The following is a 17,655-nucleotide window of genomic DNA, read 5'->3' as shown; positions in this document are numbered from 1 at the left end:
GGGGTGAAAAGGAATGGGTTTAACCATCAGCAATGAGAAATTTAAAGAACGGGTAGAAGACGGAATTGAAGATGACTTTATGCGCGGCGCTGTCCGGAGCGCGCAGGAACGCCTGCAAACGAACCGGCTTTCTGCGGCCGACGAATTGGGCAGCTGGGAAGACTGGCGCTCGCACGGCGAAGAAATCCGCCAGCATGTTTTAAACAATCTTGATTTTTATCTTTATCAATTAAGCGAGAATGTTTCAAAGCGCGGCGGCCATGTCTTTTTTGCACAAACTGCCAAAGAAGCAAGTGACTATATTAAAGAAGTTGTCCAGAAAAAAAATGCGAAGCGCATCATTAAATCAAAATCGATGGTGACAGAAGAAATCGGTTTGAACGATTGCCTCAAGGAAGCAGGCTGCAATGTCCTGGAATCTGATTTAGGAGAGTATATTCTGCAGATTGATGATGACCATCCGTCCCATATCGTGGCACCGGCTTTACATAAGAACAAAGAGCAGATCCGCGATGTTTTCGCAAAAAAATTGGGTTATACGGGGACAGAAAAGCCGGAAGAACTCGCCCAATTTGTCCGTGAAGTGCTTCGGAAAGAATTTCTAGCTGCAGAAGTCGGGGTTACCGGCTGCAACTTTGCGATTGCCGAAAGCGGTTCTGTCGGGCTTGTGACAAATGAAGGCAACGCCGACATGGTCACAACACTCCCAAAAACACAAATTGCCGTCATGGGGATGGAACGGCTTGTCCCGACTTTCGAAGAGTTTGAAGTGCTCGTCAGCCTTTTGACAAGAAGTGCGGTCGGCCAACGTTTAACCAGTTATATCACGGCTGTAACAGGCCCGAAAGATGAAGGCGACGTCGACGGACCGGAAGAGTTTCACCTTGTCATTGTGGACAACGGCCGCTCCGATATTCTCGGTACTGAGTTCCAGCCGGTACTGCAATGCATCCGCTGTGCAGCCTGTATCAATGTATGCCCGGTATACAGAAATATCGGCGGGCATTCTTACGGTTCAATTTATCCGGGACCAATCGGCGCAGTACTGAGCCCGCTTTTAGGCGGCTATGACAAATACAAAGAGCTTCCGTATGCCTCATCTCTTTGCGGCGCATGTACAGAAGCCTGCCCGGTCAAAATTCCGCTGCATGAACTGCTGATCAAGCACCGCCAAGTTATCGCGGAGAAAGAAAAACGTTCGCCGGTCGCTGAAAGATTGCTTATGAAAGCATTTGGAGTCGGCGCTTCTAAACCAGCCCTGTACGGTGTTGGGGCAAAAATGGCTTCTAAAGTCGTCCGTCCGCTTCTGAAAGACAATGTGATCCATAAAGGCCCGGGACCGATGAAGCCTTGGACAGATGTGCGCGATTTTCCTGCACCAAATAAAGAAACATTCCGTGATTGGTTCAGTGACCACGAGAAAGAAAAAAAGAAAAAGTAAACAGATTCTGGTAAGTGCGGCGAAAAACTTTTTTCGCCCCTTTCCTACTTTAAGGAGGCAAGCATAATGAACGGAACCATTCATAACCGAGAAGCGTTTTTAAATAAAATTGCGGGAAATCTGGGGAGAAAACCGGTGACTGCCGGGGTCAGCCGCCCTGCTTATCAATTCCAGCCGCAGCACCAGGTTTTGCAGCATGCCAGTAAGGAAGAACTGGTTGAAATTTTAAGACAGCAATCGCTTAGTATCCATGTAGACTTTTTTGAAACAGATACAAAAACGCTGCCCGGAAAACTAAATGAGGTAGTTGAGATGTACGGGGGCGGTCCGATCTCGCTTTGGAATGATGAGCGGTTTAAGGAATTCGGGCTTGCACCGCTGATTGAGGAAGGCTGGCCAAGCATGCAGACAGATGTCCATGTCTGGGATCCGGAACTTGGCGAAAAGAATATCGAACAATGCGAAAAGGCCAATATCGGCATTACCTTCAGCGATATTACCCTTGCCGAGTCGGGTACAGTCGTTCTATTCAGCGGCAAAGAAAGAGGCCGTTCCGTCAGCCTTTTGCCTAAATCCCATATTGCCGTCATTCCAAAAAGTTCAATCGTGCCGCGAATGACGCAGGCAGCCATCCAGATCCGCGAAAAAATCAAAAACGGCGGGCTGGTGCCTTCCTGCATCAATTTTATTACCGGCCCGAGCAACTCCGCAGATATCGAAATGAATCTCGTTGTCGGCGTCCATGGCCCGGTAAAAGTGGCTTATATTGTCGTCAATGACCGTTAAAATGCAAACAAAACCCGATTCCCTGTTTTTTGCGGGGACGGGTTTTTTTATTTTTTTAAATATTTATACGATAGATATGCTATACTTTTATTGAAAGCGCTACACAAAGGGGATAAGTTTTACTTTTAGTGCTTTCTTTCAACTTCACACTTTTATACAAGGGGGAATGGAAATGAATCAGGTGTTAAAGGACGGAAAGCCCTCCCGTCAAACCTCTCAAAAAAGGGCCTTGATCGGGCCCGGTTTGATTGTTGCGGCAACAGGAGTCGGCGCCGGCGATCTTGTCGCAGCCCTTGTGGCAGGGTCCAAATACGGGCTTGTCTTTCTCTGGGCCATTCTGATTGGTGCACTTTTAAAATTCACGCTGAATGAAGGCGTCGGGCGCTGGCACCTGACAAGCGGAAAAACCATTCTGGAAGGTTGGCAGTCACTCGGAAAATGGGCTACCGGCTATTTCGGCGTCTACTCGGTCATATGGGGACTTGTTTACGGTGCAGCGGCCACTTCGTCATGTGCCCTTGCCATGAGTGCCATGTTTCCGGCAATCCCGCTCTGGGGCTGGGCTGTTATTCACGGGCTGGTCGGATTTTCGCTCATATGGTGGGGACGGTTTAAAACATTTGAAAATGTCATGAACATACTGATTGCGCTGATGTTTATCACCGTAGTTGGCTCCGCCGTCCTTGTTCTGCCGGATCTAAACGGGTTGTGGCATACCGCGGTACCAAAACTTCCAGACGGATCACTTTTTTATGCCCTGGGATTAATCGGAGGGGTCGGCGGCTCGATTACCATGGCTTCTTACGGCTACTGGCTGCAGGAGCATAAATGGAAAGGCAGCGATTTTGTAAAATGGATGCGGGTTGATTCGGCAATCGCTTATATTGTAACCGCACTGTTCACGATCTCCCTGCTTATTCTTGGCGCCGCCCTGCTGTATGGCACCAATGCCAGCATCAATGGTGAACAGGGGCTGGTATCTTTTGCCTCAATGCTTGGAAATGAATTGAATCCGTTTGTACGCTGGCTGTTCCTGCTCGGTTTCTGGTCTGCATCTTTTACGTCTGTCCTCGGTGTTTGGAATGGCGTCTCTTACTTATTTGCCGATTTTGTCCGTACTGTGCGCAAATCAAAGATACCCAATGAAAAGCTGAGCCAAACAAAGGCCTACAAATTTTATGTGCTCTGGCTGACATTTCCGCCGATGCTGCTGCATTTCATCGGAAAGCCGGTCGGATTAATCATTGTTTATGGTGCACTGGGCTCGCTTTTCATGCCGTTTTTAGCGATTACGCTGATGTGGCTGCTTAATTCGAAAAAGTACGAAGGCCCAAAAAACCGCAACCACTGGCTGGCAAATACCGGCCTTGCATTATGTGTCGTCCTGTTTATCATCCTCGCGGTTAATGAGCTAATTGGATTTTTCATTTAGTTTACCACCTGTATTCAGGGCATACTGATAAAACACAAGTGACCCGCACGTTTTCATTCATACTGAAAAAAGCGGCTGGCCTCCATTACGGAGGCAGCCGCTTTTTTCTATACCTGATTGTTTACTTTTTCCAGCTGTTTCGCCCTTATATCGTTTTGCAATACACTGTGCTTATAACCGTAAGCGAAATAGATCACCATCCCGATTGCAAACCAAACAACGAATCGGATCAAGGTTGCTGGCTGAAGCCCGGCGATTAATGTGCCGCAGCTTAAGATGCCGAGTGCCGGAATAACCGGAACCAGCGGCGTTTTAAACGGGCGTTGAATATCCGGCCGTCTGTAGCGGAGCACAATGACAGCCGCACAAACAATGGCGAATGCAACCAATGTACCGATATTTGTAAGTTCGGCAACGATATGAATCGGTAAGAAACCGGCTGTAAGAGCGGTCACAACCGCAACCAGAATCGTCGAAGTAGCCGGTGTTTTCCGGTTTTCACTGACTTTTCCGAATACCTTTGGCAGCAGGCCGTCACGGGACATTGCAAATAAGACACGCGTCTGGCCGAACATCATCACCAACAGGACGGAAGTGATCCCGCAAATTGCCCCGACGGAGACGAGTGCTGCCCCCCAGTGGATCCCGATTTGCTGCAGCGCATAGGCAACCGGTGCCGATGCAGCTTCCGGCCTGCTGAAAATACTATATTTAACAACCCCTGTCAAAATTGCAGAAACAACAACGTAAAGAACGGTACAAATTAACAATGATGCGATGATCCCGCGCGGCATGTCCTTTTGCGGATTGCGCGTTTCTTCAGCAGCTGTCGATACTGCATCAAATCCAATGTAGGCAAAAAAGATCACGGCAGCACCGGAGATTACACCCTTAAACCCGAATGGCATAAAAGGATGCCAGTTAGCCGGTTCGACATGCCCGACCGCCAGGACAATAAACAGTAAGATAACCGCCACTTTTATGGCAACGATGATCGCGTTTAAACGCGATGTTTGTTTTACACCGGCGAGCAGCAGCCATGCAATTAAACCGATAATCAGAATCGCCGGCAGATTCACAATCCCCCCGTCCATCGGCGCCAATGTAATCGCCTTTGGCAGATGAATCCCGATATTATTGAGCAGGTTGACGGCGTACCCCGACCAGCCGATGGCAACTGTCGCAACCGCAACGCCGTACTCCAATATCAAATCCCAGCCGATGATCCAGGCCCAGAATTCGCCAAGCGCCGCGTACCCGTAAGTATATGCGCTGCCCGCTACCGGTACCATTGCCGCAAACTCCGCATAGCAAAGAGCGGCAAACGCACATGCAAGTCCTGAAGCGATAAACGAGACCACAAGAGCCGGCCCGGAATAGTTCGCTGCGGCAACACCGGTCAGAACAAAAATGCCTGTCCCAATAATCGCCCCAATCCCCAGCAATGTGAGATCCAGAGAGCTAAGTGCTTTTTTCAACCCTTGTTTGCCCTGTGTTTCTCCTACAAGGGTGCTGATTGCTTTGGTTTTAAAAATCCCCATGTTGAATCCCCCTGATTGTAAAAGTATGATAAGCAAAAATATTATAAGATTATTATACTATTTGTCGAATCTTTTTCAATATAAAAATATAGAAAAATTATAAAATATTTTGATTGTAAGGAATTATTACAATTAAGGATTTTTTTACCGGAAACATTAACAAAACACTTGTAAAGACTGCATACTTTTTTTCGATTTTTAATAGGTCTTCTGACAATCTTTTTTCGAACAAAACCCATATTTCCCTGATTTTCTAACAAATAATCTCATGATGTTGTTAGGCGGTTCGACAATTCGGTTAAAAAACCGGCAATTATTTCACTTTACATTGGCCGCCATCATTCAAACTCCCGCCTCGATATTTTGCTTTTATATGATATAATCAAACTAACGAGGAGGGATTTTATGACAACCCAATTAACGATTGTCAACCATAAACAAACCATAAATGTAAAAATTGAAAGAATGGCTGTTTATTTGCAAAGCAGGATTGTTGAAGCCATAGAGGATAACGGCCGCTGCTGGTACCTGTTTTTTTACAAGGGACAGTACCTCACTTCCACGGCTGCAACAAAACTGAAAAGGCGATCGTTTATGGAACGTGCTTTTCGGGACGGCGTCGTTTTGCAGGCTCCTCATCCGCTCATTGGCCATCTGCTGCACAACCATCAAACCTGTAAAAAAACAGGATTCCAGCATCTTACCGGAAAAATCGAGAAACTCTTTACCCCGCAGGAAACAGCTTTCATTGCCACTTTTTTTGAATCCTTTGTACCTAAAAGAAAACTTTTTGAATATATCCAGGCCATCTTTTATGAATACCGCCGCAACGGCCAATTATTATCCTGTTACCGTATCCTCCGCATCCTGATGGACTTTGCACCGAAGCAAAGCTGGGTCAAACAACTTTCCCGCGACTTGAACTTTATCAAATACGAAAAGCTCTACCAATCCCTTTCACCGGAACTGATCAAAAAAGACAGCCTTTATGCTGAGAAAAAACTGTACGAAGACCTGTCCAATGACGCTTCCTTCCAATCCCTTATCAAACTTTTGCAGCTGCAAAACCGCTGGATAGATGAAACGGCGCTGTGGATCAAACGGACAGCTGAAACATGCGCTGACCGTGATTATGCCGCCCTTTCTGCACTGTTAAATAAACATTTTCCGCAGCCGGATGCCATGCTGGTTATTGAACAACTTTTTCACGCGGCCCCGCGTTGCGAACAGCTGCGGAATGATTTAATCAACTATTACATTGAAACCAAACAGCCGAATAAGATTATTCCGTTTATGCTCGGCCGGAATTTTTCACTGACCGACGTACAGGTTGGGAAGATTGAATCGCTGCTTGAGTCATTGGATGTCGCAGCCGCTGATATGGAAATTGAACCATTAAACCAGCTGGCTCCTTTCTTTGCAGGCCATCCGCAGCTGACGGAAAAATTTCTGCAAACATGTGTGACCCTTTTATTCCGCAGCCACGAACTCCCTTATATTGCCGAATGGCTGCTGCCGTTTAAAAAGCCGCTCGGAAGCCTGCCGGTGATCCGCAAAGTCGAAAAAATGCTTGAAATTGCCGATGATCCCGACCACCAATCGGAACTTGGGGAACTGTACTATCAATTTAAACAATATGACAAAGCCATTGACTGTTTCAGCTGGGAAATGGAATTAAAGGGCAGCGACCCGAATCCGGTCAAATGGCTTTCAAAGATTTATAATGAAATGGGCATGAAATCTGAATATAAGGCCTATCAAAATTTGTATATTGATATGGAAAAAAGGCGGGCGTAAAAAGAGCAGCCCTAATGAACGTTCAAAAAACCAGATGAAATCATAAGCGGCGGTGAGCACATCCTTATTTGCGTGTTTCACCGCTTTTTTTGCAGCCGTATTCCACCTTTTCAGCAGCCCTTCCTGCTAAATGCTGCTTTTTTTGTATGCATGGCATTTGAAAAATCGCTTGCAGCGGCAGTCCCGTTCATTTCCAGCCCCCCTTCCAATGCCCTCCTATTGATTTTTCGACAAAATCGCCTATAATAAAACATGTATCATTCAATTGAATAAGAAAATCCTCATCACAACCGATGGGGTAGAGGTCGCAACTTTTATGAGTAAACTGGACGAGACACGGGTATGGTTTAGGACTCCAGCCGAAAGGAAAAGCTGCCGAAATATGGTGAAAGACCCGGTTTGCCATGTTGGGGCTGTTTCCGAACAGGAACAGAACTGTCACATCTGCTCTGCCAAAGCAAATGTGTTGAGCTATCTTCGGAAGGTATGATGGAGGGTATATGCTTTGATGCCGCAGTCTCCATGACAGTGGCATTTTTGTTTATTCCCTGCTCCTTCCTATTTAAAAAGGAGTGTATTTATATGGAAGAAACGTATCAAAGCCAAAAGCAGCCTGCTGCCGGCACGATTGCAATATCGAAAACCGGGGAAGTCACGGACTTGAAGCGAAAATTGAAATCACGCCATTTGACGATGATCTCCCTGGGCGGATCTATTGGTACCGGGCTTTTTCTTGCAAGCGGCGGTGCGATTCATTCGGCTGGTCCGGGCGGCGCGCTATTGGCCTATTCTTTAATCGGCGTTATGGTTTTCTTCTTAATGACAAGCCTGGCAGAAATGGCGGCATATATGCCGGTTGCCGGAACTTTCAGCACGTATGCAACTAAGTTTGTCGATCCATCACTCGGATTTGCGCTCGGCTGGAATTACTGGTACAACTGGGCCATTACGATTGCAGCCGAATTATCGGCAGCGACCATTATTATGAAATTTTGGTTCCCGCATACGCCATCCATTATTTGGAGCGCGGCTTGCCTGGTCATTATGTTTTTACTCAATTATTTATCTGTAAAAGGGTTTGGGGAAGCGGAATATTGGTTCTCTATTATTAAAGTTGTAACAGTCATTGCCTTTATTATAATGGGCGGGCTTATGGTTTTCGGGATTATGGGCGGCAAAACGATTGGCTTCCATAACTTCACCATTAGCGACGGCCCGATCCATGGCGGTTTCCTGGCTGTACTTGGAATCTTCATGGCGGCCGGTTTTTCTTTTCAGGGAACCGAACTGCTCGGTGTGGCAGCCGGCGAAAGCGAAGATCCGGAAAAAAATATTCCGCATGCCGTTAAACAAGTATTTTGGAGAATCCTGCTCTTTTATGTTCTTGCCATTTTTGTGATCGGCCTTTTGATCCCGTTCACTGATTCAAAATTAACAGCCAGCGATATTACAATGAGCCCATTCACGATTGTGTTCCAGCGTGCCGGAATTGCATTTGCAGCTTCGGTTATGAATGCGATTATTTTGACGGCCGTACTGTCTGCCGGTAACTCCGGAATGTACGCTTCAACGAGAATGCTATGGGATCTGGCACGCAATGGCAAAGCGCCGAAATTTCTTGGCAAACTGAATAAAAACGGTGTGCCGGTTAATGCATTAATTGTCACATCACTTGTTGGGACATTGGCTTTCCTGGCTTCATTCTTTGGTGACGGCGCCGTTTATAACTGGCTGCTGAACGCCTCCGGGATGTCCGGCTTTATTGCCTGGCTCGGAATTGCCATCAGTCACTACCGTTTCCGCCGTGCTTATGTGGCACAGGGCAAGGACCTGAATGATCTGCCTTATAAATCGAAGTGGTTCCCGTTCGGCCCGCTTTTCGCTTTTGTGGTTTGTACAATCGTGGTGCTCGGCCAAAACTATTCTGCTTTTATAGGCGATCATATTGACTGGCAAGGTGTGCTGATTTCTTATATCGGGCTGCCGATCTTTTTCATGGTTTGGCTTGGTTATAAATTTGCAAAGAAAACCAAATTCGTTGCTTTAAAGGACTGTGATTTAGAAAGAAATCATTAATATAGAAAAAACCCGCGGTATTTGTGCCGCGGGTTTTTTTATGGAGTAAAGGCTTGGACTTCGTTCTACCTGCCGTTCCTTTCCACGAAAAAGCGGCGGTCTCCTCTATCCTGAGTTTGCCGCCGTTTTTTCTTTATCTCTTAACCGTAAATCATTCTTTTGCCAATGCAGCCGATTGCCTCGGTTGGGCTTTACTTGTTGTCTGGTCATCTTCCCCCTGTTTTGCGCGTTTGATAAAGAAAGCAAGGATAAACGCAACAGCGGCAATGCCGGTTGCAACCAGGAAAGCATCATTGATCCCTTCCAGCGTAGCTTTCAAGGTGATTTGTTGCTTCATTTCAGCCATGGAAGCTTTCGTTGGCGCCGAAGTTAAATGAGCCATTGCGTCTTTCGCCAGCTCCGTTGCATGCGTTTTGGTGCGCGTAGACATAATGGTCACCAAAAGCGCTGTGCCAATCGCACCGGAAACCTGGTTTAACGTATTGTTCATGGCTGTTCCGTGCGGATAAAAGCGTGTCGGAAGCTGGTTCAGGCCATTCGTCGAGACTGGCATCATCACCATTGACATCCCAAAACTGCGGATGGAATACAGCAAAATCAGATGCAGATAAGTCGTGTGCATTTCGAGCTTGCTGAACATAAAGGTGGTCACGGTTACGATCGCAAGGCCCAGCACCGCGAGCACACGGCCGCCGAATTTATCAAACAGCCGCCCGGTAACCGGCGACATAAAGGCCATAATGATTGCCCCCGGTAAGAGCAGCAAACCGGCGTTCAGCGGTGAGATGCCGCGAATATTCTGCACATAAATTGGCAAAAGCAGCATTCCCGAGAACAATGCCATGTTGACAACCATCGTAATCACCGATGACAAAGCAAACATCGGATACTTAAATACCCGGAAATTCAGCATTGGATTTTCCTGTTTTTGCTGGCGGATAATAAATACCAATAAAGCAGCAGCACCGATGATAAGTGTCACGTAAACGTGCGGACTGCTCCAGCCTTTATCGCCGGCAGAACTGAATCCGTACAATAGGCCGCCGAATCCAAGGCTGGATAATAACAGCGATAAGATATCGAGATGCATATCGACTTTGCCTTTTTTGTCTCTCAGCATGAAGAACCCAACCAGCAGCACAACAATTGCGATCGGCGCAACGAAATGGAACAGCATTCGCCACTCATAATGCTGGATAATCCAGCCTGATAACGTCGGTCCAATTGCCGGTGCAAACATCAGAATCAAGCCGAAGATCCCCATTGCGACGCCGCGTTTTTCAATCGGGAAGCTGATCAGCATGACATTCATCAGTACCGGCATTAAGATGGAAGAACCGGAAGCCTGCAGCATGCGGCCAAGCAATAGAACTGGAAAAGCATTGGCCAGCCCGGCGCAAATGGTCCCGGCTGTAAATAAGATCATGGCCGCAAGGAATAAGCGGCGGACAGAATATTTTTGAATCAGAAAAGCAGTGGTTGGGATCAAAATCCCGTTTACAAGCATATACCCTGTTGTCAGCCACTGGACAGTAGACGGCCCTACATCCAGATCCTTCATAATCGAAGGCAGGGCAATATTAAGAAGTGTGTTATTTAAAAAAGCAATAAAAGCTCCTATCATGAGCACAATAATCATCCCGTACGGGGGACGCTGTTTTGTATGTTCCACTCTATCTCCTCCTCGACATCCCGTTCATTCTTTTGTAGTCATTTCGCATAACCTACATATTATACCTCTCGTTCATTTTTTGCAACCAAATAATATGATAGGTCGAAAAAGATTGTAACTGCAAGTGATTTGCTGTACGATATTTTTATACATTGAGTCCAATTTTTCAAAAGGGGATTTTCTATGAGGGACAGAAAAGCACATGTTATCAAGATCGCCCATCAGCTGTTTATGGAGAAAGGCTTCCAGGCGACATCCATTCAGGATATATTGGAACGCAGCGGAATCGCAAAAGGTACATTTTACAATTACTTTTCCTCCAAAAACGAATTGCTAATCGCGCTTTTGGAAACTGTTTATATGCAGCTTGAGCAGGATCGTGATGCATTGCTGCTTGGGCAGGACCCTGCCGACATTGAAATTTTTGTAAAGCAAGTGGAAATGCATCTGCAAAAAGACGAGGCAAACCAGTTCATTTCCTTATACGAGGAAGTCTTTTTTTCAAACGACCAGGAACTGAAAGATTTCATTAAACTGGCCCACCGTAAAATGATCTATTGGCTGTACAGGCGGTTCATTGACCTTTTCGGGGAAAATAAAAAACCGTATTTGCTCGATTGTGCGATTATGTTTACAGGTATATTACAGCAAAATCTGAAATTCCAGGGGGCAGTGGAACATCATCTGACAGATATCCGGCAAATTATCCGCTATAGTGTGAAACGGATGGAAAGCATTGTCGAAGATGTAGCAGCAACCGGTGATCAGCTGCTGCAGCCGGAAATTGCTGAAAAATGGTTTCCGGACAAAGGAAGCACCAGCCAAATTCCGGCCCAAACCGTGAGTGAAACAATCGCGGATTTGAAGAGGGCATTTACCGGCCATGCCCGACAGCCAAAATTTATCGAGCTGCTGGATTTTATTCAAGATGAACTTACCCGTAACCCAAAGCCGCGCATATTTTTACTTGAAAGTGCGCTTGCATCTTTGGAAAAAGATAAGGACTGCTTTGAAAAACAACAATTTGATAAACTGAAACAGCTGGTATCTACGTTTACAGATGCAGAAAAATCGCTGATTTGACCTCTCTATAAAGGGCTGCCCGGGCAGTCCTTTATATTATTGTCAGAAACTTTTATATTCACCTTTTAAACTAAAAAAGTATGAAATTTCTTCCTTATTTGAGCGGTGAAACCGTTTTATTCTACTGGTGATTACACTTGTTTAATAGAAATTCCAGCTAAATTAGATCGTTTTCTATATGGGCAAAAAGTCAATGTTTATGCGGCTTTTGCCTTTTTTCATTATCTAAAATTAATATAATTATGCGATTTTGGTAATAATTTTACCTTTATTTTTTAGTTCTTTTACGTTAATATTAGTTTTATCGTGTTCAATTTTCGATATCATTCAAGCACTTATTTTTCAGTTAATTCAAGGTATTATGTTAATATGCTTTGTCATTGCAAATCAACGAGGAGGATCATAAATGGCAATAGATAGACAGAAAATCCTAGACACGGTACCCCAGACAGGATTTTTTGGACATCCTAAGGGGTTATCCACACTATTTTTCACAGAGTTTTGGGAGAGATTTTCCTACTATGGAATGAAAGGTATCCTCATTTACTACATGTACGACAAGCTGACAAACGGCGGACTTGGGTTGGATAAGACCACCGCTGCTTCTATCGTTTCTATATATGGTGCGCTTGTCTATATGTCAGGGATTATTGGCGGCTGGATTTCAGACCGGTTTCTGGGTTCCGCGAAAACGGTCTTCTACGGCGGGGTCCTGATTATGTTCGGGCATATCGTTTTGGCGATTCCGGCTGGTTTTCCGGCATTGATTATTTCGATGGTTTTAATTGTGCTTGGGACAGGACTGTTAAAACCGAATGCCGCTTCAGCAGTCGGGGAACTATATGGAGAAAAAGATTTACGGCGCGATTCCGGCTTTAGCATTTACTACATGGCCGTAAACTTTGGAGCATTGATTGCGCCGCTTATTGTCGGTACGATCGGGCAAAAATATAATTACCATCTTGGATTCAGCATTGCGGCTATCGGGATGTTTTTTGGTTTGGTGATGTTTGCCGTAACGAAAAAGAAAAGCCTCGGTCTTGCAGGTTCAATTGTGCCCAATCCATTAACGCCGGAAGAAAAGAAATCTTCTCTTACTAAAATTGGACTGGGAACCATCGCACTCATCATTATCCTGGCTATTACGATTCCTACAAAAATATTAAATCTCAATCGGTTTATTGGTTTAATTAGTATTCTTGGATTTTTGATTCCGGCATGGTATTTGGTTATGATGTATTTCAACAAAAAAACAACAAGTGACGAACGTTCACGATTGCTTGCATACATTCCATTATTCATTGCATCCATTGTATTCTGGGCAATTGAAGAACAAGGTGCCAGCTTGCTTGCCGTCTATGCGGCCGAGCGTACGCAGTTGGATTTCGGCGGTTTTCACATTCTGCCGTCCTGGTTTCAAACTTTGAACCCATTGTTTATTGTCATTTTTGCACCGGTTCTCGCATCATTATGGGTAAAATTAGGCAACCGCCAGCCATCAACCCCTGTGAAGTTCTCATTCGGCCTGATTTTTGCAGGGCTTTCTTTCATGATCATGATGGCCCCGGCCTATTTCAACGGCTCTGAATCACCCGCAAGTCCAATGTGGCTTGTACTCAGCTATTTGCTGGTCGTGATCGGGGAACTTTGCTTATCGCCGGTTGGATTGTCTGTATCCACGAAACTGGCTCCGGCGGCATTCTCGGCACAGATGATCAGCCTCTGGAACCTGTCAGATGCTGCGGCACAAACATTGAATGCCCAGCTTGTAAAAATGTATGATGCCAGCCACGAAGTCATGTACTTCGGGATTGTCGGGCTTGTATCAGCAGTCCTCGGCATATTGCTGCTGTTCTATTCTCCGGTGATTAAAAAGTTAATGAGAGGCATTAATTAACTTTCAAATGGATGCAAAAGGCAGGCCCCCGGTGCCTGCCTTTTGATTTGCGCGTTATAGTCCTGTAAAAACGGCTGGCGTACGATTGGAAGATTTGGTATAGGATAAAAAAGCGGTGAGGCACTGCCAACAGCAGATACTCACCGCTTTTTTTCATTCCACAGTGCCCTCACCGGCATCACCGTTTTTCTTTAGACCTTGTTCTTTTTTGTCAGCAAGTAAGCCCCAACAAGGATAATAAACCATACCGGTGTAACAAACAAGGCCATCCGCGTATCCTCTGCAAATCCAAGTACAACGAGCACAAAAACAAAAAATGCAAGCACGATCCAGTTGGCATAAGGAGCAAATGGCATTTTAAACGGGACTTTCGCTGCTTCTTCGGGCCTTTTTTTCCGGAAGCGGAGATGGGCAACCAATATCACGCCCCATACCCATATAAAGCAGATGGTCGCAATGCTGGTTACAAGTGTAAAGACCTGGTCGGGAAGAAAATAGTTCAGTACAACCCCAACAAGCAGCACTGCCGTTGAGCCAAGCAGCGCCGGCGCCGGAACATTGCGTTTGTTCAATTGTCTGAATACTTTTGGTGCTTTGGCTTCCTCCGCGAGGGTAAACAGCATCCGGCTTGTACTGAAAATGCCGCTGTTGCAGGAAGATGCAGCAGACGTTAATACCACAAAGTTAATGATCCCCGCTGCAGCCGGAATCCCGATATCCGTAAATACTTTTACAAACGGGCTTGCCTTTGGATCTACTAAGTTCCATTGGTAAATGGACATGATCACGAACAAGGCGCCAATGTAAAATATCAAAATCCGAAACGGAATCTGGTTAATGGCTTTCGGCAGCGTTTTAGCCGGATCTTCTGCTTCCCCTGCCGTCACGCCGACGAGTTCAATGCCGACAAATGAAAAGACGGCCATCTCAAAAGCGAGAATAAAACCCTTGGCGCCGTTCGGGAAAAATCCGCCTTCGTTCCAGAGATTGGCAAACGAGGCCTGGTTGCCGTTGCTTTCAAAGCCGATAAATACAAGCACAAATCCAACCACAATTAATGCAATAATAGTCACGACTTTAATCAATGCAAACCAAAACTCAATTTCACCGAAAGCTTTTACTGTCGCAATATTGATGAGAAACAGGACAATGACACAAATTAATGCCGGAATCCATTGCGGTATATGCGGCGCCCAGAATTTCACATACATACCGACAGCCGTAATTTCTGCAATTCCGGTGACAATCCAGCAAAACCAGTATGTCCACCCGGTTATAAAGCCTGCCCACGGCCCGATAAACGTTTCCGCAAAATGTGTAAAAGAGCCTGTTGTCGGCCTGTAAACCAGCAGTTCTCCGAGTGCCCTCATCATAAAAAAGAGCGCAACGCCGATAATCAAATACACCAGCAAAATCGACGGCCCCGCGAAGTGAATCGATCTCCCCGCTCCCAGGAATAGCCCGGTCCCAATGGCGCCGCCGATTGCGATTAATTGAATATGGCGGTTTTTCAAGCCGCGTTCCAATGTATGTTCATTATTTTCTGTCATGCGATTCTCCCCTCCTCATTGAAAAGATGCCTTAGAACGGTTATCTTTTCATTCAAACTTAATTCTTTTCTCTCTAGTGCTGCCAAAAGTCCCCGACTAAATGATTATATCATTCAATTCCGACAGCTGCATGCATTCCCCGGGCATCGTGCAAGTGAAGGCAAAAAAAATTGCCCCTCTGTGAAGGACAATATCATATGTGCCGCTTCTTTCTTTGCCTATCGATGCGTAAAAAGCCGGCTCCTTTGTTAAGAGCCGGCCTCTTGTCATTTAAACCAGATTGTTTTTTCTTCTGCAGGAATTCTTTGTGCTTTGATGTCCATCTCTCTTTTTGGATAACCAACATAGATAAGGCCAACAATTTTATCAGCAGCTTCAAGCGATAAATAGTCTTTCAGCTCCGGTGCATAGGCGATATCCCCGGTTCTGACGATGGTAGCCAAACCTTGCTCTGTTGCATAAAGCAGCAGATTTTGGATGGCACAGCCGGCGGCAACGGTCTCCTCAATTTCAGGTACTTTACCGGACGGGCTTACCGCTACAACGATCATCACCGGCGCTCTCAACGGGCCTTTCCGGGCTTTTTCAACCTTTTTCGCTGCTTCTTCTTCACTCAAGCCTTCCGTGTTTCCGGCTGTAATACGCGCCATTTCCTCGCCTAATTTCACGCGTCCTTCTCCTTTTACGACGCGGAATTTCCAAGGTTCGGTTTTTTTATGGTTTGGTGCCCAGGTTGCGGCTTCCAGTAATCCTTGAATGACCTCATCCGGAACATCTTTTTCAGCTGTCACCCCGATGGAACGGCGTGATTTGATCAGATCCAAAACTCCCATGTCCATTCACTCCTAAACAACATTGATATACTAAGTATATGCTAATCAAACGGGATCTTCAAAAATAATATTTTTCTGTATAAAATAAATTAAACTTTGCTACTCTGTTGTCTGCTGCCAAAAGTAGCCATCATGCAAATTGACGCAAGATCCCGGTGTAAAAATTTAAGTTCATTTGAAAGGGTCCGGTCACTTAAAAATTTCACTGATTTTTTGAACATCTGCCCCGGTAAGTGCTACGTCCAACGTTCGCAGATTGTCGATGACCTGTTCAGGTTTTTTTGCACCCGGAATAACCGCATCAATCGAATTTTGTGCAAGGTACCAGGCCAGTACAATATGGGACACATCCACCCCTTTTTCTTTTGCGATCCCGCGGAGGCGGTCAACTTTTTCCAGGTTGCGGATGAACGTCTCACCCTGGTACATTGGATTCTGCGCACGGCTGTCCTCAAATTTTGTATCTTTCGTATACTTTCCGGCGAGCAGACCGGCTGCAAGCGGAAAGTACGGGATAAACGAAATTTGATGTTCAGCTGTATAAGGCAATAATTCTTCTTCCGCCTGGCGCTTGAATAAATTATACTCCGATTGCAATACGTCAACATAACCGTCTTTGTTCGCTTCTTTTAACTGTTCAATTGAAAAATTGGAAACACCGATAGCACGGATTTTCCCTTCATCCTTCAGTTCTTTCAGCGCACCGACTGCTTCATCTTTCGGTGTGCTTTCATCAGGGAAGTGGATATAAAACAAATCAATATAATCGGTTTGCAGCCGTTTCAAACTGCTTTCAACCGCAGCTTTTAAAAATGCGGGCGAGTTATCGAATACGATTTTACCGTCCACAAATTTATGCGCGCCTTTCGTTGCGAGCACCACTTTGTCACGCCCGCCTTTTTCTTTCAGCACCTCACCGATCAATTCTTCAGAACGCTCCGGCCCGTATATATAGGCCGTATCAAGGAAGTTGATGCCATGGTCAAGCGCGGCACGCACCACATCTTTCCCGGTTTCTTCATTCAGATTCGGATAAATATTATGGCCGCCGACTGCATTTGTTCCGAGGCCAACCGGATTCACATACAATTCCGTTTTTCCAAGCCTGGTTTGTTTTTCCACTATAATACCGCCCTTCATGTTAGTTTCACCATTATGATACCAAAAGCATAAGCCATGCAAAAATATTTTGGCTTTCTTTATACAGGCACATACGCGGCATCGTTGAATACATATGGGTGAGTGGAAAGAAAAAAGGAGCATTCCTGTTAGAAGGATTTTCGGGGACTTGAATAAAAAGAGCCCTCTTGGTATGATGCGGGGTGTCAAATCTGCAAGAATTGACCCCTAATTTGTAACCAAGGAGGACTCCATAATGGATTTTAAACAAAATCAGAAAATTAATCAAGTCACCGAACAAACACTTGTGGTGGGAATCGATATTGCCAAGCGGACACACTACGCTTGCTTTGTAGATGACCGCGGACGAGTGCTCCATAATTCATTTTCTGTGTCCCAAGCAAGAAATGGATTTGAACTGTTCTATC

General features: G+C 45.6%; 13 protein-coding genes and 1 riboswitch. Of the genes, 8 read left to right on the top strand and 5 right to left on the bottom strand.

All coding sequences use genetic code 11. The features are described from left to right. Positions 1-13: 13 nt before the first annotated feature. The 3 genes from C232_RS0107120 to C232_RS0107110 all read left to right on the top strand — a co-directional run bounded on the left by C232_RS0107120 (position 14) and on the right by C232_RS0107110 (position 3,659). Positions 14-1,441, top strand: a complete 1,428-nt coding sequence (locus C232_RS0107120) for a LutB/LldF family L-lactate oxidation iron-sulfur protein (RefSeq protein ID WP_018662758.1) — start codon at positions 14-16, stop codon at positions 1,439-1,441. Between the two features lie 66 nt (positions 1,442-1,507). Then, positions 1,508-2,227: a LutC/YkgG family protein gene (locus tag C232_RS0107115; protein ID WP_018662756.1), complete on the top strand. Its 720-nt coding sequence runs from the start codon at positions 1,508-1,510 to the stop codon at positions 2,225-2,227. A gap of 172 nt (positions 2,228-2,399) precedes the next feature. After that, positions 2,400-3,659, top strand: a complete 1,260-nt coding sequence (locus C232_RS0107110) for an Nramp family divalent metal transporter (protein ID WP_018662754.1) — start codon at positions 2,400-2,402, stop codon at positions 3,657-3,659. A 107-nt stretch (positions 3,660-3,766) separates the two neighbouring features. Here C232_RS0107110 and C232_RS0107105 read toward each other — a convergent pair whose 3' ends face one another. Beyond that, entirely contained in the window at positions 3,767-5,200 is a 1,434-nt protein-coding gene (locus C232_RS0107105) for a branched-chain amino acid transporter BcaP (protein WP_018662753.1), read from the bottom strand. Positions 5,201-5,605: 405 nt separating this feature from the next. Here C232_RS0107105 and C232_RS0107095 point away from each other — a divergent pair, with 405 nt between their 5' ends. Both C232_RS0107095 and C232_RS0107080 read left to right on the top strand, forming a co-directional pair. Beyond that, positions 5,606-6,997, top strand: coding sequence for a tetratricopeptide repeat protein (locus tag C232_RS0107095; RefSeq protein ID WP_018662751.1), 1,392 nt, complete (start codon positions 5,606-5,608; stop codon positions 6,995-6,997). Between the two features lie 291 nt (positions 6,998-7,288). Further along, positions 7,289-7,479, top strand: a riboswitch (Lysine riboswitch). A 100-nt stretch (positions 7,480-7,579) separates the two neighbouring features. After that, positions 7,580-9,073, top strand: a complete 1,494-nt coding sequence (locus tag C232_RS0107080) for an amino acid permease (RefSeq protein ID WP_018662749.1) — start codon at positions 7,580-7,582, stop codon at positions 9,071-9,073. Between the two features lie 151 nt (positions 9,074-9,224). Here C232_RS0107080 and C232_RS0107075 read toward each other — a convergent pair whose 3' ends face one another. After that, positions 9,225-10,712 carry a DHA2 family efflux MFS transporter permease subunit gene (locus tag C232_RS0107075; RefSeq protein WP_051086219.1) on the bottom strand — a complete coding sequence of 496 codons (1,488 nt, stop codon included), beginning with the start codon at positions 10,710-10,712 and terminating at the stop codon, positions 9,225-9,227. 216 nt (positions 10,713-10,928) lie between these two features. On the opposite strand from C232_RS0107075, the gene C232_RS0107070 reads away from it, so the two are divergent. Together C232_RS0107070 and C232_RS0107065 are read left to right on the top strand one after the other, a co-directional pair. Beyond that, a complete protein-coding gene (locus C232_RS0107070) occupies positions 10,929-11,828 on the top strand; it encodes a TetR/AcrR family transcriptional regulator (protein WP_018662747.1) in 900 nt (299 codons plus the stop codon). Between the two features lie 406 nt (positions 11,829-12,234). Then, complete coding sequence (locus C232_RS0107065; protein ID WP_026314516.1) at positions 12,235-13,725, top strand: peptide MFS transporter; 1,491 nt, start codon at positions 12,235-12,237, stop codon at positions 13,723-13,725. Between the two features lie 191 nt (positions 13,726-13,916). Here C232_RS0107065 and C232_RS0107055 read toward each other — a convergent pair whose 3' ends face one another. From C232_RS0107055 to C232_RS0107040, 3 genes are all read right to left on the bottom strand, one after another. After that, the gene (locus C232_RS0107055) at positions 13,917-15,275 is read right to left on the bottom strand and encodes an amino acid permease (protein ID WP_018662744.1); all 1,359 of its coding nucleotides are present in this window, start codon (positions 15,273-15,275) and stop codon (positions 13,917-13,919) included. 266 nt (positions 15,276-15,541) lie between these two features. Continuing rightward, on the bottom strand, positions 15,542-16,108 hold the full coding sequence (locus C232_RS0107045; protein ID WP_018662742.1) for a nitroreductase family protein: 567 nt from the start codon (positions 16,106-16,108) through the stop codon (positions 15,542-15,544). 189 nt (positions 16,109-16,297) lie between these two features. After that, positions 16,298-17,230: an aldo/keto reductase gene (locus tag C232_RS0107040; protein WP_026314515.1), complete on the bottom strand. Its 933-nt coding sequence runs from the start codon at positions 17,228-17,230 to the stop codon at positions 16,298-16,300. 253 nt (positions 17,231-17,483) lie between these two features. On the opposite strand from C232_RS0107040, the gene C232_RS19315 reads away from it, so the two are divergent. Further along, the coding region (locus C232_RS19315) for an IS110 family transposase (protein ID WP_018662740.1) at positions 17,484-17,655 on the top strand (172 nt) is incomplete at its 3' end.

The sequence above is a fragment of the Heyndrickxia acidiproducens DSM 23148 genome (assembly GCF_000374345.1).
GTDB lineage: Bacteria > Bacillota > Bacilli > Bacillales > Bacillaceae_C > Weizmannia > Weizmannia acidiproducens.
The sequence above is the reverse complement of the archived record's forward strand: the minus strand, read 5'-3'. Positions and strand labels throughout refer to the sequence as shown.